This is a genomic window from Streptomyces sp. NPDC030814 (genome assembly GCF_055572155.1).
In genome coordinates, this window is record NZ_JBVIDX010000027.1 from 1 (window position 1) to 19,096 (window position 19,096).

The window sequence follows — 19,096 nt, forward strand, 5'->3', positions numbered from 1 at the left end:
CATGAGACCGCCCCCACACGATCGAAGTCCCGCTACACTCCCGCCGCCCGGCGAAAAGACCAGGTCAGACAGCGAAATCCTGCTGGAGTACTAGGTCGCTGCGGAGGCTCGCCTGCCTTCGGGTTTCTCGTCCTGGGGCGAGCTGAGTTGGCGGTGCCAGTCGATGAATCGCTCGCGCAGGGCCGCGGCTTCGGCGGCGTTAAGGCCGTAGGCGGCGAACTGCCTCTCGGTGTAGCGCTGAATGCGGGCGAGTGAGTCGGCGAACATGCGCGGGTCGAAGCCGTCGTCGTTCTGCCGGGCCAGCTCCATCAGGCGCTCGCGGGTGTATCCGGCCTTGAGGAGGCCGTCGACGTCGATGGCGTCACGGACCTCGGCCCGGCCGTCCAGGGCGGTGGTCTTTCCGGCAGCGAGTCGTCGCGGTGCAGGACCGGGCCGAACTCGGAGGGCACGGGCGGGTGGTTGAGGAACTCGGCAACGAGTTCCACCTTGTTGTGGATGCCGCTGCGGGGTCGGTGACGTTCAGCCGTGTGTAGGTGTGCTCGGAGTTCTGACGGGCCAGCTCCACCGTGAATACCGCGGTTTCGTAGGCGGCGATGACGCGTTCGGTGGCCGCGGGCATCTCGGCGGGTGGCCCGGTTGATCGGGGCGAAGAGGTCGACGTCGTCACTGACTCTGTTGACGATGTGGTGGGCCTGGACGGCGTAGCCGCCTGCCAGGGCATAGCCGAAGTCGGCAGCGAGCGCGTCGAGCCCGACGCGGATCAGTCGGCGGTGCAGCTCGTCCACTATGCCGCAGGCGCGAGCTCGGGGAAGCGGGCCTGCCAGGACGCACGGACCGGGGCGGGCAGGAACAGGCCGCTCCAGTGCCGGCGCAACAGGTCGGCGTACAGGTGCGATTGCAGGTCGGCGGGCGACTGGGCCTCGCGGATGACCCGCTCGTACATGAGCAGCAGGTCGGCCTCGTCGGCGAGGTCGTATTCGTAGTGCGGGCCCCAGTCGATGTGCCGTGGCAGGGGCCGGGTGCCGGAGGTCGGCCCGACCAACTCGTCGAGCGACTCCGGAAGCGCGTAGACCCGGGCGGCGGCGTACCTGCTCATACGAACCAGCATGCCGTACCCCGCCGCGTCTCGGTACCAGTTCCCAGCCGTGGCGGCGAACGAGCTGCTCACCGTCACGCCGAACACTGACCGAGCACTGACGGAGGAAAGTGAAACGGCGTGTTTCAACGTCTCCTTTTGACCGCACTCACGGGCAGACATACAGGTCACACCAGGCTTCCCTCAGCGAATATTTCGCCCTGCGAGGGTTCCGTCCCGTATATGTCCCGCGCCTGGATTCCGCGGGATCGGACATTTGGGAAGCCGTGCGATCGGCTCAGTAAAGCCGCAGGTCAAAGCCCTGCAACGTCGGCGGTCACGGCAAAGTTGGCCGTGTGCGTTTTGGCATGCACAAGAAAGGCCCTGACCGGCGTTTCCACTGGTCAGGGCCTTGATTTCCGGTGCCCCCGGCAGGATTCGAACCTGCGCACACGGCTCCGGAGGCCGTTGCTCTATCCCCTGAGCTACGGGGGCGTGTCGGGCGCCTTGTTTGGCGGCGACGGGTAGAACCCTACCAGCTTCGCGGGGTAGATCATGAACGGGTTTCCGGGGTGTAGGGGTGGGGTTGAGCTGGGGGAGGTCCCCCGCAGGGGGCGGAAGTGGGGAAAACCCGGACGCGGCGGTGCGGCTGGACCTACTCTCGAGTGGTGCCAGGCGTGTCCGGTCGGGTGCTTGTTGTGGACGACAACAAGGTCATCCGGCAGCTGATCAGGGTCAACCTCGAGCTCGAGGGCTTCGAGGTGGTGACCGCGGCCGATGGTGCCGAGTGTCTTGACGTCGTTCATCAGGTTCGCCCCGACGTGATCACCCTCGACGTGGTGATGCCCCGGCTCGACGGTCTCCGTACCGCCGCTCGGCTTCGCGGCGACTCCCGCACCCAACGGTTGCCTCTGGCTATCGTCAGCGCCTGTAGTCAGTACGAGGTCGAGGCCGGGCTCGATGTCGGCGTCGACGCCTTCCTTGCCAAGCCTTTCGAGCCCGCTGAACTGGTTTCGCTTGTCAGGCAGTTGGTTGAGCGGGGTGAGTCCGATCCCTCCTCGCCGTTGGGGATCGGTGCCGGTGCTCCGGCGGGCGGCACGTGTGGTGGAGGCGTGGGCGAGGGTGCGGAGTGCGCAGGACGCCCCGGAAACTGACCCCCTCCATCCGGCTGACCCCTCCATTCGACATTTGACCCGTTTCGACATTCGACCCGTTCCGCCTGGTCGCCGCGTCCCTGTGCGCCGCGTCCCTGGTCGTCGCGTCCCTGTGCGCCGCGTCCCTGGTCGTCGCGTCCATTGCCGCCGTGTCCCTGGTCGTCGGTCGGCTTCGCCGTACCTACCCCGACGCCCACCCAGGCCTGACCGAGCTCAGTCCCACCGGCGCATGGCCAGGCGGTGCCTGCTCCGTCCGGGGCCGGCCCGTTCAAGGCCGCGTAAAACCGCTGACAGCCTCTTCACCCACCCCAGATGTCCGGCCCTCCGCGCCGCCCCACATCCACCCCTTGGCGTCCACATCCCGGGCCACGCAGGAAACCTGCTCGCATACCCACCCCCCTCCTCCCATACGCTTGTCCCCGTGACCCCCGTCGAGCTCTCCCGCACCGTGTTGCACGCGGTGCGTCGTGCCGTCGACCAAGGGGAGCTGAGCGTGCCGGTGCCCGCACGGGCCGTGGTCACTCCGCCGGGGCCCGGTGGCAGCGGGGACTACGCCACCAACATCGCCTTGCAGCTGGCCCGGCCCGCCGGGCGGCCGCCCCTGCAGGTCGCCGAGATCCTGCGGCCCCACCTCAGCCGGACCGAGGGCGTCGCCGCCGTCGAGATCACCGGGCCCGGGTTCCTCAACATCCACCTCCATCGGAACGCCGTCGCCTCCCTCGTGCGTGAGGTCCTCGATCGGCAGGACCACGACCTCCCCTACGGCCACAGCGACGCCCTCGCCGGGCAGGTCGTCCGGCTGCGTATCCCGTACGACATCCGCGCGGAGGTCGTCGCCGACGCGGTCGTGCGGATCGTCGCCAGCCAAGGGGGCCGTGCGGAGGTCGACCACGTCAGGCCCTCCGCGTGGCGGGGGCCTGAATCACTGACCGCGGGAGGCTCGGAGGCAGCAGGTGCGGACGCCGCCGTCGAGGTGTCGGAGGAGGACGAGCGTGACAACTCCGCCGAGCCCATCGACCTCCGGCCCGTCCCCGCCCCGGAGGACCCCACGCCCCTCGGTCCCGACGCCCTCCGCTGGGCCCTGCTGCATCCCGCCGCCCACGACCGGCCCCGTATCACCGCGGACCTCCTGGCGCAGCGCGCCAGTAACCCGCTCTTCCGCGTCCGTTACGCCCACGCCCGAGCCCGCGCCCTCATCCGCAACGCGGCTACCCTCGGCTTCACCAGCACGCCCGGTCACCTCGGCGCCGCCACCATGACCGCCGAGCCGTCCGTCGACCTGGACGCCACCCCCGCGCCCCTTGCCGCTTCCGGTGTCCCCGGTGCCTTCGGAGTTCCAGGGAACGACACCCCTGCCGCCGACCGTGCTCCCCTGTCCTCCGGCCTCGGCATCACGACCAGCGCCGTCGCGGCCGGTGGCGATCACGGCCTGGTCGCCACACCCTTCACCGCCCCGGGCGCCACGCCCGCTTCCGAAGCCGCCGCCCCCCTCCTCACCGCGGTCTCCGAGTACCCCCACGTCCTTCTTCGGGCGGCGACCCACCGAACGCCCGATCGTCTCGCCCGGCACCTGGTCGTCACCGCCGACGCCCTGCTGACCTTCCAGCACACGGTGCTGCCGCGCGGCGAAGAGAAACCCTCGGCCGCCCACCGGGCCCGGCTGGCGCTTGCCGAAGCCGCCGGGACGGTGCTGGCCGGCGGCCTGTCCCTGCTCGGCATCGACGCACCCGAATACCTCTGAGCGAGCCCACCGGCCCAAAGCCCCCGCCCTACGCCCCCGCCCCAGGCCGCAAGCCCACCGGCCCAAAGCCCAGGTCACGAGCCCAAGGCCAGGTCACGAGCCCAAGCCCACCAGCCCAAGCCGAAGCCCAAGGCCCCCGAGCTCACGGCCCAAGCCCCAGGCCCAAAGCCCAAGCCGCCGCCCAAGGCCCCGCGAGCACAGAGTCCAGATAGTCAGAGAGAGTCAGACAGTCATGAGCCGTTCCGCACACCCCGCCGGGCCCCGTCACGCCGATGTGCTGCCGGAGGGGCATTACAGCGCTCCGCCCGCCGACCTGAACACGCTCGATCCGAAGGTGTGGGCGCAGACCGTCGACCGCGGGGACGACGGAGTCGTCCGTGTCGGCGGGGTCGACGTCAAGACGCTGGCAGAGGAGTTCGGCACCCCCGCCTATTTCCTCGACGAGGCCGACTTCCGGGCCCGGGCCCGCGCCTGGCGCACCGCGTTCGGGCAGGACGCCGACGTGTTCTACGCCGGCAAGGCGTTCCTGTCGCGCGCGGTCGTCCGCTGGCTGCACGAAGAGGGGCTCAACCTCGACGTCTGCTCCGGCGGCGAACTCGCCACTGCCCTGTCCGCCGGGATGCCCGCCGACCGCATCGCCTTCCACGGCAACAACAAGTCCACGGAGGAGATCCACCGGGCGATCGAGGCCGGCGTCGGCCGTATCGTCCTCGACTCCTTCCAGGAGATCGTGCGGGTCGCGCACATCGCCCAGGAGCTCGGCAAGCGGCAGCGTGTGCAGATCCGGGTGACGGTTGGCGTCGAGGCGCACACCCACGAGTTCATCGCCACCGCGCACGAGGACCAGAAGTTCGGCATCCCGCTCGCCGGAGGGCAGGCCGCCGAGGCCGTACGGCGGGCGCTGAAGCTCGACGGGCTGGAGCTCATCGGGATCCACTCGCACATCGGTTCCCAGATCTTCGACACCTCCGGCTTCGAGGTCGCGGCGCACCGCGTGGTCGGGCTGCTCAAGGACATCCGTGACGAGCACGGCGTCGAGCTGCCGGAGATCGACCTCGGCGGCGGTCTCGGCATCGCGTACACCAGCGCGGACGACCCGCGTGAGCCGCACGAGATCGCCAAGGCGCTCACCGAGATCGTCACGCGGGAGTGCGAGAGCGCCCGGCTGCGGACGCCGCGGATCTCCGTGGAGCCGGGCCGCGCCATCGTCGGGCCGACCGCCTTCACGCTCTACGAGGTCGGCACCATCAAGCCGCTGGACGGACTGCGGACCTATGTCTCCGTCGACGGGGGCATGTCGGACAATATTCGGACCGCTCTGTACGACGCCGAGTACAGCGTCGCGCTGGTGTCGCGCACGTCCGACGCCGAGCCGATGCTCGCGCGGGTGGTCGGCAAGCACTGCGAGAGCGGTGACATCGTGGTGAAGGACGCGTTCCTGCCGGCCGACCTGGCACCGGGTGATCTGATCGCCGTGCCGGCGACCGGCGCGTACTGCCGTTCCATGGCGAGCAACTACAACCATGTCCTGCGCCCGCCGGTCGTCGCGGTCAATGATGGTGCGGCCCGTGTGATCGTCCGGCGCGAGACGGAGGAGGATCTTCTGCGTCTCGATGTCGGCTGATGCGGGTGGCGCCCGAGTGGTCGAATGACCCGTGCGCGCCGCCCGAGAACGCCCGGGTGACCTGCGTGCGGCACCCGTGAATTGCGGGGCCGAAAGATCTCCGTCCTACGGCCCTGTGAAAATGAAATATATGTCTCACGATCCGGACGAGGGATAGAAACCCCCGTCCGGTGAGTGAGACTGGTTCCACCGTATTCGGTATGTGAGGAAACGAGGTCGGATGATGCGTACGCGTCCGCTGAAGGTGGCGCTGCTGGGCTGTGGGGTTGTCGGCTCAGAGGTGGCGCGCATCATGACGACGCACGCCGAAGACCTCGCCGCCCGGATCGGGGCCCCGGTCGAACTCGCGGGCGTGGCCGTCCGACGGCCCTCCAAGGTCCGTGAGGGTATCGACCCGGCCCTCGTCACCACCGATGCCACGGCCCTCGTCAAACGCGGAGACATCGACGTCGTCGTCGAGGTCATCGGCGGTATCGAGCCCGCCCGCTCCCTGATCACCACCGCGATCGAGCACGGGGCCTCCGTGGTCTCCGCCAACAAGGCGCTCCTCGCCCAGGACGGCGCCGCCCTGCACGCGGTCGCGGAGGAGGCGGGCAAGGACCTCTACTACGAGGCCGCCGTCGCCGGCGCCATTCCGCTGATCCGCCCGCTGCGCGAGTCCCTTGCCGGGGACAAGATCAACCGGGTGATGGGGATCGTCAACGGCACCACCAATTTCATCCTCGACAAGATGGATTCCACGGGCGCCGGTTATCAGGAGGCCCTCGACGAGGCCACCGCGCTCGGATACGCCGAGGCCGACCCGACCGCCGACGTCGAGGGCTTCGACGCCGCCGCCAAGGCCGCGATCCTCGCCGGCATCGCCTTCCACTCGCGTGTGCGGCTCGACGACGTCCACCGCGAGGGCATGACGGAGGTCACCGCCGCCGACTTCGCCTCCGCCAAGAACATGGGCTGCACCATCAAGTTGCTCGCCATCTGCGAGCGGGCCGCGGACGGCGGCTCCGTCACCGCGCGCGTGCACCCCGCGATGATCCCGCTGACCCACCCGCTGGCCTCGGTACGCGGCGCGTACAACGCCGTGTTCGTGGAGTCGGACGCCGCGGGCCGGCTGATGTTCTACGGCCCCGGAGCGGGCGGCTCGCCCACCGCCTCCGCGGTCCTCGGCGACCTCGTGGCCGTCTGCCGCAACCGGATCGCGGGCGCCACCGGGCCCGGCGAGTCCGCGTACGCCGCCCTGCCGGTCTCGCCCATGGGTGAGGTCGTCACGCGCTACCACATCAGCCTTGACGTCGCGGACAAACCGGGTGTTCTCGCCCAGGTGGCGACCGTGTTCGCCGAGCACGGCGTGTCGATCGATACCGTGCGCCAGCAAGGACGACAGGACGGGGACGGCGAGGCCTCTCTCGTCGTCGTCACCCACCGCGCCTCGGACGCCTCCCTCAACGGGACCGTCGAGGCGCTGCGCAACCTCGACACCGTGCGGGGTGTCGCCAGCATCATGCGGGTTGAAGGAGAGTAACCAGCAATGACTCACCAGTGGCGCGGAATCATCGAGGAGTACCGGGACCGGCTGCCCGTCTCCGACAGCACGCCGGTCGTGACGCTCCGCGAGGGCGGCACGCCCCTCGTCCCCGCGCAGGTGCTCTCCGAGCGCACGGGCTGCGAGGTCCACCTCAAGGTGGAGGGCGCCAACCCGACCGGGTCCTTCAAGGACCGCGGCATGACCATGGCCATCACCCGGGCGAAGGAGGAGGGCGCGAAGGCAGTCATCTGCGCCTCCACGGGCAACACGTCCGCCTCCGCAGCCGCCTACGCCGTCCGTGCGGGCATGGTCTCCGCCGTGCTGGTGCCCCAGGGCAAGATCGCGCTCGGCAAGATGGGCCAGGCCCTGGTGCACGGCGCGAAGATCCTCCAGGTCGACGGCAACTTCGACGACTGCCTCACCCTCGCGCGTGAACTGAGCGACAACTACCCCGTGGCGCTGGTGAATTCCGTCAACCCGGTGCGTATCGAGGGTCAGAAGACCGCCGCGTTCGAGATCGTGGACATGCTCGGCGACGCCCCCGACATCCACGTCCTGCCGGTGGGCAACGCGGGCAACATCACGGCCTACTGGAAGGGCTACAAGGAGTACGCCGCCGACGGCATCGCCGCCAAGACGCCCCGTATGTGGGGCTTCCAGGCCTCCGGCTCCGCGCCGATCGTGCGCGGGGAGGTCGTCAAGGACCCGTCGACGATCGCCACCGCGATCCGTATCGGCAATCCCGCGTCCTGGCAGTACGCCCTCGCCGCGAGGGACGAGTCGGGCGGCGCCATCGACGAGGTGACGGACCGTGAGATCCTGCGCGCCTACCGGCTGTTGGCCGCGCAGGAGGGCGTCTTCGTGGAGCCCGCCTCCGCCGCGTCCGTGGCCGGTCTGCTCAAGGCCGCCGAGAACGGCAAGGTCGACCCGGGTCAGACCATCGTCTGCACGGTCACCGGCAACGGTCTGAAGGACCCCGACTGGGCCGTCGCGGGCGCTCCCCAGCCCGTCACCGTCCCCGTCGACGCGGCGACGGCGGCCGAGCGCCTCGGTCTCGCGTAGCCGCTCGGGTAACAGTTCGAAACGGCCAGCGAGCCGCGCGTAGACGCCGTTTCCCGGGGGATAACCCTGACAGGACCCGACAGGGGGTGCACAGGGGGCTTACGACACGCATCGTGCGCCTCCTGTGCGCCCTATGTCGCCACAGAACCCACCTTCGATAGGCTGTACCGAACCCGCCCGCTGCATATGCCCCGCAAGGGTGCGGCGCCGCGCCGTCCTCAGACGGCCGCCGGGTTCTCGCGTACGTCATCGAATGTCATTCGACAATCGCCCATCACGCAGCTCAAGGAGAGTCATCGAGCGATGGCCGGTCCAGCGTTCCGCGCCGCCGCCGTACGGGTGCGCGTCCCCGCCACCAGCGCCAACCTCGGCCCGGGCTTCGACGCCCTCGGCCTGTCGCTGGGGCTCTACGACGACGTGGTCGTCCGGGTGGCCGACTCCGGCCTGCACGTCGACATCGCGGGGGAGGGCAGCGAGACACTCCCGCGCGACGAGCGGCATCTGCTCGTCCGCTCCCTGCGCACCGCCTTCGACCTGCTGGGCGGCCAGCCGCGGGGCCTGGAGATCGTCTGCGCCAACCGCATCCCGCACGGTCGCGGCCTCGGCTCCTCCTCGGCCGCCATCTGCGCCGGCATCGTCGCCGCCCGCGCCGTGACCATAGGCGGGGAGAACCGCCTCGACGACGCCGCACTGCTCGAACTCGCCACCGAGATCGAGGGACACCCCGACAATGTCGCGGCCTGCCTCCTCGGCGGCTTCACGCTCTCCTGGATGGAGGGCGGCTCCGCGCGGGCCATCAGGATGGATCCCGCCGATTCCATCGTTCCGGTGGTTTTCGTCCCCGGAAAGCCGGTGCTGACGGAGACGGCGCGCGGACTGCTCCCGCGCACCGTCCCGCACGTCGACGCCGCCGCCAACGCCGGCCGTGCGGCCCTGCTCGTGGAGGCCCTGACCAGGCGCCCCGAGCTGCTGCTGCCCGCCACCGAGGACCGGCTGCACCAGGAATACCGGGCGCCCGCCATGCCGGAGAGCGCGGCACTGGTCGAGCGACTGCGGGCCGACGGCGTCCCGGCGGTCATCTCCGGCGCCGGACCCACGGTCCTGGCCCTGGCCGACGAGGCCAGCGCCGACAAGGTGGCCCACCTCGCGGGCGCGGACTGGGCCGCCAACCGGCTGGACCTCGACGCCCGGGGGGCGTGCGTCCTGCCGCTCACCACCACCGTCGCCGAGAACGTCGCCGACAGCGGCGGCCAATAGGGGCGTACGGTTGCCGGATTTCGAGAGGGGGAATGTTTGTTGGATCCGGTAGTGTTAACCTCAAGTCTGCACCTGCCCCAGCCATGGCATGGTGCTTATCGTCCCCGTCCGGGACAACCATTCTTCCGGGAGTCTCCCAAGCCGCACTGTGCTTCGTACGTCAAGCTGTACGCCGTACGCAGGCACTGAGCGGTCTGCCGAGCAGGCTCCGGAACCGGCGTGACCGAGCCGAGTGACACAGACACCGAGTGCCACGGCCCCGTAAGCGCCGAATCACCAGCAAATTTCCTCCGCCGCTTTGGCGGACCACCGCCCCGGCACGGTCCACCTGAACAGGGCCGAAGCCGGACAGCACAACCGGTCGCCGAGCCAGAAGGCCGACGTCCGCTCCAGGGAAGGACCCTTCGTGAGCGACACCACCGATCTGATGGGCGCACGTGTCGAGGAGACCGCTGCCGCGCCCGCCACGGACGCCGCGCCTGCCAGCGGTGCCGGCTCCCGGCGGCGCCGCGGCACCGGCCTCGAGGGCATGGTGCTGGCCGAGCTGCAGCAGGTCGCATCCGGCCTCGGCATCAGGGGCACCGCGCGCATGCGCAAGAGCCAGCTGATCGAGGTCATCAAGGAGGCGCAGGCAGGAGGAGGCGCCCCGGCTCCCAAGGCCGAGGCCGCCACCGAGACCAAGCCGAAGCGCCGGACCACCTCGAAGGCGCGTACCGGCGAGGACGCCGCCCCGGCCGAGAAGGCCGCGAAGAAGGCCGAGGCGCCCGCCGAGAAGGTCGACAAGACCGAGAAGGCCGTGGCCCAGCAGCAGATCGAGATCCCCGGCCAGCCGGCCGGTGGCGACGAGGCGCCCACCGAGCGCCGGCGTCGCCGGGCCACCGCCGACGCGGGCAGCCCCGAGACGGTCACCGCCGAGGCGAAGGCCGAGCCCAAGGCCGAGACGCCGGCCCAGCCGCAGGCCGAGGCCAAGGGCGACGCCGCCGAGGGCGACGGCCGCCAGGGCCGCCGTGACCGTCGTGAGCGCGGCCGTGACCGTGACCGCGGCGACCGCCGGGGCAAGGGCGACGAGCAGCAGGGCGGCGGTCAGCAGCAGCGCGACCGCGGTCAGCAGCAGGGCCAGCAGCAGGGCGGCGGCCGTCAGGACCGCCAGCGCGACAGCGGTCCGCAGGACGACGACGACTTCGAGGGCGGCCGGCGTGGCCGTCGCGGCCGCTACCGCGACCGTCGTGGCCGTCGCGGCCGCGACGACATGGGCGCGGCCGAGCCGCAGCTCGCCGAGGACGACGTCCTGATCCCCGTCGCGGGCATCCTGGACATCCTCGACAACTACGCGTTCATCCGCACCTCCGGCTACCTGCCGGGCCCGAACGACGTGTACGTCTCCCTCGCCCAGGTCCGCAAGAACGGCCTGCGCAAGGGCGACCACATCACGGGTGCGGTCCGTCAGCCCAAGGAGGGCGAGCGCCGCGAGAAGTTCAACGCGCTGGTCCGCCTGGACTCCGTCAACGGCATGGCGCCCGAACACGGCCGTGGCCGCCCGGAGTTCAACAAGCTGACGCCGCTCTACCCGCAGGACCGCCTCCGTCTGGAGACGGACCCGGGCGTGCTCACCACCCGCATCATCGACCTGGTCTCGCCGATCGGTAAGGGCCAGCGCGGTCTGATCGTGGCCCCGCCGAAGACCGGCAAGACCATGATCATGCAGGCGATCGCCAACGCGATCACGCACAACAACCCCGAGTGCCACCTGATGGTCGTCCTCGTCGACGAGCGTCCGGAAGAGGTCACCGACATGCAGCGGTCGGTCAAGGGCGAGGTCATCTCCTCGACCTTCGACCGTCCGGCCGAGGACCACACCACGGTCGCCGAGCTCGCCATCGAGCGTGCCAAGCGCCTGGTGGAGCTGGGCCACGACGTGGTCGTGCTGCTCGACTCGATCACGCGTCTGGGCCGTGCCTACAACCTGGCCGCGCCGGCCTCCGGCCGCATCCTGTCCGGTGGTGTCGACTCGACCGCCCTGTACCCGCCGAAGCGCTTCTTCGGTGCGGCCCGCAACATCGAGGACGGCGGCTCGCTCACCATCCTCGCCACCGCCCTGGTGGACACCGGGTCCCGCATGGACGAGGTGATCTTCGAGGAGTTCAAGGGCACCGGCAACATGGAGCTCAAGCTCGACCGGAAGCTCGCCGACAAGCGCATCTTCCCCGCGGTGGACGTGGACGCGTCCGGTACCCGCAAGGAAGAGATCCTGCTCGGCAACGAGGAGCTGGCGGTCGTCTGGAAGCTGCGCCGGGTGCTGCACGCGCTGGACCAGCAGCAGGCGATCGAGCTGCTGCTGGACAAGATGAAGCAGACGAAGTCGAACATCGAGTTCCTGATGCAGATTCAGAAGACGACGCCGGCGCCGGGCAACGGCGACTAGCCCGACCGGCAGCCCGCGACGAAGAAGAACTGGGGCCACCCTCCTTTGTGAGGGTGGCCCCAGTTTTTTGTATGAGACACGTGTACGATCACGGTTCTTCTTCTGTCTTGTTTTGATTCTTGAGTTCTCAGGGGGGACTTGAGTGGCCAGACCTTTGTCCGGAGCTGTTGCCACCGCGATAGCGGGGGCGCTGCTCCTGTCGTCGGCCGGTGCGGCCAACGGGGCCGGCTCGTCGGGGAGCGACGAGCTGGACGTGCGGATCGCGAACGCGATGGCGGCGGACGGCGCCGCCGGCGGAACGGCGGCGCAGCCGTCGCCGTCGACGAACGAGTCGTCCAAGAACGGCGACGCGGACGGCCTGCAGCCGGACGCCAAGATCATCGGTGGTTCCGAGACCACCATCGGCGCCGCGCCCTGGATGGCGCAGCTCTGGTACTACGACGACACCACGGGCCTCGGCTTCTTCTGCGGTGGCTCGGTCGTCTCGCCCACGAAGATCCTCACCGCCGCGCACTGCGTGGACAAGAACCACTACAACTGGGCCGCCTACGGCGCCATCGTGACCGGCACCGACCAGCTGCCCACGGCCGTCTACAACGGCGACGGCAGCCTGAACCACATGGACTACCACGGTGGCACCGTCACCAGGCTGTCCCGCCAGTGGAACCACTCCTCGTACAACGAGGACACGATCAACAACGACATCGCCGTGCTGACGCTGGACAAGCCCGTCACGGCCACGCCGATCAAGATGACGACGTCGACCGACACGTCCTCGTACACGGCGGGCACCAGCGCGAAGGTGTACGGCTGGGGCCGTACCAGCTCCACCAGTGACGACATCTCGCAGACGCTGAAGACGGCCACGCTGCCCGTCGTCAGCGACACGACCTGCGGGAACACCTGGGGCAGCTACTTCATCCAGGGCAACATGTTCTGCGCGGGCAAGCCCGCCGGCGGCACCGACGCCACCACCACCACCAGCTGCAACGGCGACTCCGGTGGCCCGCTCGTCGTGAACAACAAGGTCATCGGCGTCGTCTCGTGGGGCGTCGTGGACTGCGTCGAGAAGGGCGCGTACCCGGTCTTCACGAAGGTCAGCAAGTACGTCGGCGTCACCTACCCGCGGGTCGACGACACCGACATCAGCCGGGACGGCAAGGCCGACGTCTTCCTGCGCAACAAGGAGACCGGCACGGGCTACGTCCGCGCCTCCACGGGCTCCGCGCTCGCCGACCGCAAGGCGCTGACCGACGAGGGCAGCTGGACGGGCTACAACCTCGTCCAGCAGACCGACCTGAACCGGGACGGCTACCAGGACTACGTCCTGCGCCGCGCCTCCGACGGTGACGTCTTCTGGCGGCGGCGCACGGCGTCGTCGACCACCTGGACGACCACGCAGATCTTCGACAACTGGGCCACCCGCACCCGCATCGTCACTCCCGGCGACGTCACCGGCGACGCCCTTCCCGACCTGCTCTCGGTCGACTCGGCGGGCGCCCTGTGGATCTACCCGGGCAAGGGCAACGGCACCTTCGGGACCCGCGTCCAGGTGAGCACGGGCTGGAACACGTACAACGCGGTGCTCGGTCACGGCGACTTCACCGGCGACGGCAAGGCCGACCTGATCGCGCGCACCAAGACCGGATCGAACATCTACCTCTACAAGGGCACCGGCAAGGCCGGCACGGGTGCCTTCGCCACCAAGATCAAGGTGCGCTCCGACTGGAGCTCGTACAACACGCTCATCACTCCCGGTGACGTGAGCGGCGACGGCCGTGCGGACCTCCTGGCCCGTACCAGCGGCGGCACGCTGTACCTCTACAAGGGCACCTCGAAGGCCACGAGCGAGATCTTCGGCACACGGGTCTCGGTCGGCACCACCTACGCCCAGTACGACCTGCTCGGCTGAAACACCAGGTGAGCCCGGTCCCACCAGGCTCATCCGGCACACACGGTGCCCATCGCGCTTTGCGCGATGGGCACCGTTCGTTGTGCAACCCTTTCCCGAATTACTCCGTCTGACCGAACGGAGTGACCTTGAGCGGTACGGCCACATCCGACCCAAGCAGGCCTGGGCCTGAGCGCAGGGGGTAACCGACCGGGAAAGAGGACTGAGGAGCACATGTCAGCCGAGAGCACACTGGATCCCGCCACACAGGAGACGCCCGGCACCACCGGCCGCCACCGCGCGGCCAAGGGCCGCCGCCGCAAGCCACGCGAGGGGCACAGCAGGGCGGCGCTCGCCGTCGTCTGGAGCGCCGCGGGCGTCCTGGTACTGGGCGGCACCGGAATCGGCTACCTGTACTTCAAGCTCAACGGCAACATCAAGAGCGTCGACATCAACCAGGCCCTCGGCACCGACCGGCCCCTCGACGTCGACAACGGCTCGCAGGACATCCTCGTCCTCGGTTCCGACACCCGCTCCGGCAGCAACAAGAAGCTCGGCGGCGGCGTCGACGACGGCAGCGCCCGCTCCGACACGGCGATGATCGTGCACGTCTACGAGGGCCACAAGAGGGCCAGTGTGGTCTCCATACCCAGAGACACCCTGGTGGAGCGGCCCGAGTGCACCGACGCGAAGGGCAAGACCCATCGGGCGGCGAACCTGGCGATGTTCAACTCGGCGTACTCCACCGGTGGCGCCGCGTGCGCGGTGAAGACCGTCGAGTCCTTGACCGGCATCCGCATGGACCACTACATCGAGGTCGACTTCGCGGGCTTCGAGAAGCTCATCGACGTCCTCGGCGGGGTCGACATCACCACGACCAAGGACATCAAGGACCCCGACAGCCATCTGAACCTCAAGGCCGGCGAGCACACCCTCACCGGCAAGCAGGCGCTCGGGCTGGTCCGCACCCGGCACGGCGTCGGCGACGGCTCCGACCTCGGCCGGATCCAGCTCCAGCAGGCGTTCATCAAGGCGCTGCTGGAACAGGTCGAGGAGGTCGGCCTGTTCAGCAGCCCGAAGAAGCTCTACGACCTCGCCGACACCGCCACGGACGCCGTCACCACCGACTCCGACCTCGACTCGGTGAAGGACCTCGCCTCCTTCGCGGGCGGCCTCAAGGGCATCGGTCCCAAGAACATGACCATGGTCACCATGCCGGTCCAGTACGACCCCGCCGACATGAACCGCGTCCTGGTCGACAAGGCGAAGTCCCAGCAGGTCTGGGCCGCCCTCAAGGCCGACAGGGCCATCCCGAGGTCGGCGACCAAGGGCACGGCGACGGGAACCGCGGACGGCGTCGTCGCCTCCGGCGACTGAAGGGACGCGGGAACCTCGCGACCGGCCCCCACACCGCGTCGCAGCCGCCGGTCGCACGCCACCCTCGCGGGCACCCCGGGAATACATGGCCGCACCCCCTGGTTTTGGGAGATGCGGCCAGTCCTGGCAGACTGGTACGTCGGCTCCGGTTCACGCTCCCGCATCCCGCGGCAGCGACCCGGCGCCCTCCCGAAACTAGGAGACACCTTGAAGCGCGACATCCACCCCCAGTACGTCGAGACGCAGGTCAGCTGCACCTGTGGCGCGTCGTTCACCACCCGTAGCACGATCGAGAGCGGCACCATCCGTGCCGAGGTCTGCTCCGAGTGCCACCCGTTCTACACGGGCAAGCAGAAGATCCTCGACACCGGTGGCCGCGTGGCCCGCTTCGAGGCCCGCTTCGGCAAGGCTGCCGCTGCCAAGAAGTAGCGAGCCCCAAGGGCGCTTCCGCCGGCTCTCCGCGGCGTCGCGGACATCCGCCGGAAGCGCCCTGGCGCCGGTCCTCGGTGCCCCCGTCCCGGGGGCTTCGGGACCGGCGCTTTGCGGTGCAGCCCACTTATCACGTCGTACAGGGAGCCGGAGATGTTCGAGGCGGTCCAGGAACTGGTCGGGGAACACGCCGACCTGGAGAAGAAGCTCGCCGACCCGTCGGTCCACGCCGACCAGGCCAACGCGCGCAAGCTGAACAAGCGCTACGCGGAGCTGACCCCGATCGTCGGCACGTACCGCTCCTGGAAGCAGACCGGTGACGACATCGAGACGGCCCGCGAACTGGCCGCCGACGACCCGGACTTCGCCGCCGAGGTCAAGGAGCTGGAGAAGCAGCGCGAGGAGCTGACGGAGAAGCTGCGCTTCCTGCTCGTCCCCCGCGACCCCAGCGACGACAAGGACGTCATCCTGGAGATCAAGGCCGGCGCCGGCGGCGACGAGTCCGCCCTCTTCGCCGGTGACCTCCTGCGCATGTACCTGCGGTACGCCGAGCGCGTCGGCTGGAAGACCGAGATCATCGACGCCACCGAGTCCGAGCTGGGCGGCTACAAGGACGTCCAGGTCGCCGTGAAGACCAAGGGCGGCCAGGGCGCCACCGAGCCCGGCCAGGGCGTGTGGGCGAGGCTCAAGTACGAGGGCGGAGTGCACCGCGTCCAGCGCGTCCCCGCCACCGAGTCCCAGGGCCGTATCCACACCTCCGCCGCCGGTGTCCTCGTGACCCCGGAGGCCGAGGAGATCGACGTCGAGATCAACCCGAACGACCTTCGCATCGACGTCTACCGGTCCTCCGGGCCCGGCGGGCAGTCCGTCAACACCACCGACTCCGCCGTGCGCATCACGCACATTCCCACCGGAGTCGTCGCCTCCTGCCAGAACGAGAAGAGCCAGCTGCAGAACAAGGAGCAGGCGATGCGTATCCTGCGCTCCAGGCTGCTCGCCGCGGCACAGGAGGAGGCGGAGAAGGAGGCCGCCGACGCCCGCCGCAGCCAGGTCCGCACCGTCGACCGCTCCGAGAAGATCCGTACGTACAACTTCCCGGAGAACCGCATCTCGGACCACCGGGTCGGCTTCAAGGCGTACAACCTGGACCAGGTCCTGGACGGCGACCTCGACGCGGTGATCCAGGCATGCGTCGACGCGGACTCGGCCGCGAAGCTGGCAGCCGCGTAAGGCGCCTACGAGGACGATCAGTACGACGGAGGACTTGCGTGAACCTGCTGCTCGCGGAAGTGGCCCAGGCCACCCAGCGCCTGGCCGACGCCGGCGTGCCCTCGCCGCGCAACGACGCGGAGGAGCTCGCCGCGTTCGTGCACGGCGTGAAGCGGGGCGAGCTGCACTCCGTGAAGGACTCCGACTTCGACGCCCGGTACTGGGAGGTCATCGCGCGGCGCGAGCAGCGTGAGCCGCTCCAGCACATCACCGGGCGCGCCTACTTCCGCTACCTCGAACTGCAGGTGGGCCCAGGGGTGTTCGTGCCCCGCCCGGAGACCGAGTCCGTGGTCGGGTGGGCCATAGACGCCGTGCGGGCGATGGACGTCGTCGAGCCCTGCATCGTCGACCTGTGCACCGGCTCCGGCGCCATCGCGCTCGCCCTCGCCCAGGAGGTGCCCCGCTCACGCGTGCACGCCGTGGAGCTGTCCGAGGACGCCCTGGTGTGGACGCGGAAGAACGTGGCCGGCTCCAGGGTCGACCTGCGTCAGGGCAACGCCCTCGACGCCTTCCGCGACCTCGACGGCCAGGTCGACCTGGTCATCTCCAACCCGCCGTACATCCCGCTCACGGAGTGGGAGTACGTGGCGCCGGAGGCGCGCGACTACGATCCCGAACTCGCCCTGTTCTCAGGGGAGGACGGGCTCGACCTGATTCGTGGACTGGAACGCACGGCGCACCGGCTCCTGCGCCCCGGCGGTGTCGTCGTCGTCGAACACGCCGACACCCAGGGCGGCCAGGTGCCGTGGATCTTCACCGAGGAGCGGGGCTGGGCCGACGCGGCCGACCACCCGGACCTCAACAACCGGCCGCGGTTCGCCACCGCCCGCAAGGCGCTGCCCTGATGAGCACGCACCCCACCACCCCCCAGCAGTACGTGTACGAGGAGGCCCGCTAGATGGCACGGCGATACGACACCAACGACGCGACCGACCGCGCCACCGGTCTGCGCGAGGCCGCGTCCGCCATCCGCCGGGGCGAGCTCGTGGTGCTGCCCACGGACACCGTCTACGGCATCGGCGCGGACGCCTTCACCTCGGAGGCCGTCGCCGACCTGCTGGAGGCCAAGGGCCGGGGCCGCAACATGCCCACGCCCGTCCTCATCGGTTCCCCGAACACCCTGCACGGGCTCGTCACCGACTTCTCCGAGATGGCCTGGGAACTGGTCGACGCCTTCTGGCCGGGTGCGCTCACCCTCGTCGCCAAGCACCAGCCGTCGCTGCAGTGGGACCTCGGCGACACCCGAGGCACGGTCGCCGTCCGGATGCCGCTGCACCCGGTCGCCATCGAACTGCTCACCGAGGTAGGCCCCATGGCCGTCTCCTCGGCGAACCTGACCGGCCACCCGGCGCCGGAGAACTGCGACGCCGCCGAGGCGATGCTGGGCGACTCCGTCTCCGTCTACCTCGACGGCGGCCCGACCCCCGGGAACGTGCCCTCGTCCATCGTCGACGTCACGGGCAAGGTGCCGGTGCTGCTGCGCGCGGGCGCCCTGTCGGCGGAGGAGCTGCGCAAGGTCGTACCCGACCTCGAGGTGGCGAATTGACGGCCCCTGACGCGGGGCGTGGCATATGGGACGGGGAAGAGACGCGGACCTTCACGGGGCTGCCGCGTGACACCTTCCGCATCCTCCACGTCAGCACCGGCAACGTGTGCCGCTCGCCGATCACCGAGCGGCTGACCCGCCATGCCCTGGCGGACCGGCTCGGGGACCCGCTGGGCGGCGGGCTGATCGTCGAGAGCGCCGGGACCTGGGGCCACGAGGGGGCGCCCATGGAGGCCAACGCGGAGGCCGTCCTCGCCGACTTCGGCGCGGACGCCTCCGGCTTCACGGGCCGCGAACTGCTGGACGAGCACGTGATCATGGCCGACCTCGTGCTGACCGCCACCCGTGACCACCGGGCCCAGGTCATCTCGATGGGCCACTCCGCGGGGCTGCGCACCTTCACCCTGAAGGAGTTCACCCGCCTCGTCCGGGCGATAGACCCGGCCACGCTGCCGCCGCTGGAGGAGGGCATGGTCGTACGGGCCCGTGCGCTGGTGCGTGCCGCCGCCGCTCTACGCGGGTGGCTCCTCGCCCCCACGGCCGAGGCGGACGAGGTCCACGACCCGTACGGCGCCCCGCTGCCGTTCTTCCGCTCGGTGGGGGACGAGATACACCAGGCGCTGGATCCGGTGGTGACCGCGCTGACGGGGGTACCCGCCCGGGCGTAAGTGCGGGACGACATCGGGCGTCCCCGGACACACGGGCCTACATTGGTCGTACGTCA

16 protein-coding genes and 1 tRNA gene are annotated in these 19,096 nt (G+C 69.9%); 14 read left to right on the forward strand and 3 right to left on the reverse strand.

The features are described 5' to 3' along the window. Positions 1–90 precede the first annotated feature (90 nt). The 3 genes from ACZ43N_RS35525 to ACZ43N_RS35535 form a co-directional block, all read right to left on the reverse strand. Positions 91–309, reverse strand: a complete 219-nt coding sequence (locus tag ACZ43N_RS35525; protein WP_468103174.1) for a hypothetical protein — start codon at positions 307–309, stop codon at positions 91–93. 475 nt (positions 310–784) lie between these two features. After that, positions 785–1,096 carry a hypothetical protein gene (locus tag ACZ43N_RS35530; protein ID WP_468103175.1) on the reverse strand — a complete coding sequence of 104 codons (312 nt, stop codon included), beginning with the start codon at positions 1,094–1,096 and terminating at the stop codon, positions 785–787. Positions 1,097–1,498: 402 nt separating this feature from the next. After that, a tRNA-Arg gene (locus ACZ43N_RS35535) sits at positions 1,499–1,570 on the reverse strand. Positions 1,571–1,695: 125 nt separating this feature from the next. Between ACZ43N_RS35535 and ACZ43N_RS35540 the strand changes: the two genes are divergently transcribed. From ACZ43N_RS35540 to ACZ43N_RS35605, 14 genes are all read left to right on the forward strand, one after another. Further along, positions 1,696–2,229 (forward strand): response regulator, encoded by a 534-nt coding sequence (locus ACZ43N_RS35540; RefSeq protein ID WP_468103176.1) that lies wholly within the window; start codon positions 1,696–1,698, stop codon positions 2,227–2,229. Between the two features lie 421 nt (positions 2,230–2,650). Beyond that, complete coding sequence (nrtL, locus tag ACZ43N_RS35545; protein WP_468103177.1) at positions 2,651–3,970, forward strand: ArgS-related anticodon-binding protein NrtL; 1,320 nt, start codon at positions 2,651–2,653, stop codon at positions 3,968–3,970. A gap of 232 nt (positions 3,971–4,202) precedes the next feature. After that, positions 4,203–5,594, forward strand: coding sequence for a diaminopimelate decarboxylase (lysA, locus tag ACZ43N_RS35550; protein WP_468103178.1), 1,392 nt, complete (start codon positions 4,203–4,205; stop codon positions 5,592–5,594). A 223-nt stretch (positions 5,595–5,817) separates the two neighbouring features. Then, positions 5,818–7,116 (forward strand): homoserine dehydrogenase, encoded by a 1,299-nt coding sequence (locus tag ACZ43N_RS35555; RefSeq protein WP_468103255.1) that lies wholly within the window; start codon positions 5,818–5,820, stop codon positions 7,114–7,116. Positions 7,117–7,122: 6 nt separating this feature from the next. After that, the gene (thrC, locus tag ACZ43N_RS35560; protein ID WP_468103179.1) at positions 7,123–8,181 is read left to right on the forward strand and encodes a threonine synthase; all 1,059 of its coding nucleotides are present in this window, start codon (positions 7,123–7,125) and stop codon (positions 8,179–8,181) included. Positions 8,182–8,484: 303 nt separating this feature from the next. Further along, entirely contained in the window at positions 8,485–9,438 is a 954-nt protein-coding gene (gene thrB, locus ACZ43N_RS35565) for a homoserine kinase (RefSeq protein WP_468103180.1), read from the forward strand. A 406-nt stretch (positions 9,439–9,844) separates the two neighbouring features. Continuing rightward, positions 9,845–11,860, forward strand: a complete 2,016-nt coding sequence (gene rho / locus ACZ43N_RS35570; RefSeq protein WP_468103181.1) for a transcription termination factor Rho — start codon at positions 9,845–9,847, stop codon at positions 11,858–11,860. A 142-nt stretch (positions 11,861–12,002) separates the two neighbouring features. Beyond that, positions 12,003–13,772: a trypsin-like serine protease gene (locus tag ACZ43N_RS35575; protein ID WP_468103182.1), complete on the forward strand. Its 1,770-nt coding sequence runs from the start codon at positions 12,003–12,005 to the stop codon at positions 13,770–13,772. Positions 13,773–13,985: 213 nt separating this feature from the next. Beyond that, a complete protein-coding gene (locus ACZ43N_RS35580; RefSeq protein WP_468103183.1) occupies positions 13,986–15,128 on the forward strand; it encodes an LCP family protein in 1,143 nt (380 codons plus the stop codon). Positions 15,129–15,335: 207 nt separating this feature from the next. After that, positions 15,336–15,557, forward strand: coding sequence for a 50S ribosomal protein L31 (rpmE, locus tag ACZ43N_RS35585; protein WP_055514850.1), 222 nt, complete (start codon positions 15,336–15,338; stop codon positions 15,555–15,557). A gap of 153 nt (positions 15,558–15,710) precedes the next feature. Beyond that, positions 15,711–16,787: a peptide chain release factor 1 gene (prfA, locus tag ACZ43N_RS35590; RefSeq protein WP_468103184.1), complete on the forward strand. Its 1,077-nt coding sequence runs from the start codon at positions 15,711–15,713 to the stop codon at positions 16,785–16,787. 38 nt (positions 16,788–16,825) lie between these two features. Then, positions 16,826–17,671 (forward strand): peptide chain release factor N(5)-glutamine methyltransferase, encoded by an 846-nt coding sequence (gene prmC, locus ACZ43N_RS35595; protein WP_159773100.1) that lies wholly within the window; start codon positions 16,826–16,828, stop codon positions 17,669–17,671. Between the two features lie 53 nt (positions 17,672–17,724). Continuing rightward, complete coding sequence (locus ACZ43N_RS35600; RefSeq protein ID WP_468103185.1) at positions 17,725–18,372, forward strand: L-threonylcarbamoyladenylate synthase; 648 nt, start codon at positions 17,725–17,727, stop codon at positions 18,370–18,372. Next, positions 18,369–19,040, forward strand: a complete 672-nt coding sequence (locus ACZ43N_RS35605) for an arsenate reductase/protein-tyrosine-phosphatase family protein (protein WP_468079259.1) — start codon at positions 18,369–18,371, stop codon at positions 19,038–19,040. The genes ACZ43N_RS35600 and ACZ43N_RS35605 overlap by 4 nt, the downstream gene beginning before the upstream one ends. Positions 19,041–19,096 lie beyond the last annotated feature (56 nt).

Bases quoted from the DNA above. Each gene is read 5' to 3' on its own strand.
- ACZ43N_RS35525 (WP_468103174.1), bottom strand. From the start codon at position 309: ATGGAGCTGGCCCGGCAGAACGACGACGGCTTCGACCCGCGCATGTTC.
- ACZ43N_RS35530 (WP_468103175.1), bottom strand. From the start codon at position 1,096: ATGAGCAGGTACGCCGCCGCCCGGGTCTACGCGCTTCCGGAGTCGCTC.
- lysA (WP_468103178.1), top strand. From the start codon at position 4,203: ATGAGCCGTTCCGCACACCCCGCCGGGCCCCGTCACGCCGATGTGCTG.
- ACZ43N_RS35555 (WP_468103255.1), top strand. From the start codon at position 5,818: ATGCGTACGCGTCCGCTGAAGGTGGCGCTGCTGGGCTGTGGGGTTGTC.
- thrC (WP_468103179.1), top strand. From the start codon at position 7,123: ATGACTCACCAGTGGCGCGGAATCATCGAGGAGTACCGGGACCGGCTG.
- thrB (WP_468103180.1), top strand. From the start codon at position 8,485: ATGGCCGGTCCAGCGTTCCGCGCCGCCGCCGTACGGGTGCGCGTCCCC.
- ACZ43N_RS35580 (WP_468103183.1), top strand. From the start codon at position 13,986: ATGTCAGCCGAGAGCACACTGGATCCCGCCACACAGGAGACGCCCGGC.
- prfA (WP_468103184.1), top strand. From the start codon at position 15,711: ATGTTCGAGGCGGTCCAGGAACTGGTCGGGGAACACGCCGACCTGGAG.
- ACZ43N_RS35600 (WP_468103185.1), top strand. From the start codon at position 17,725: ATGGCACGGCGATACGACACCAACGACGCGACCGACCGCGCCACCGGT.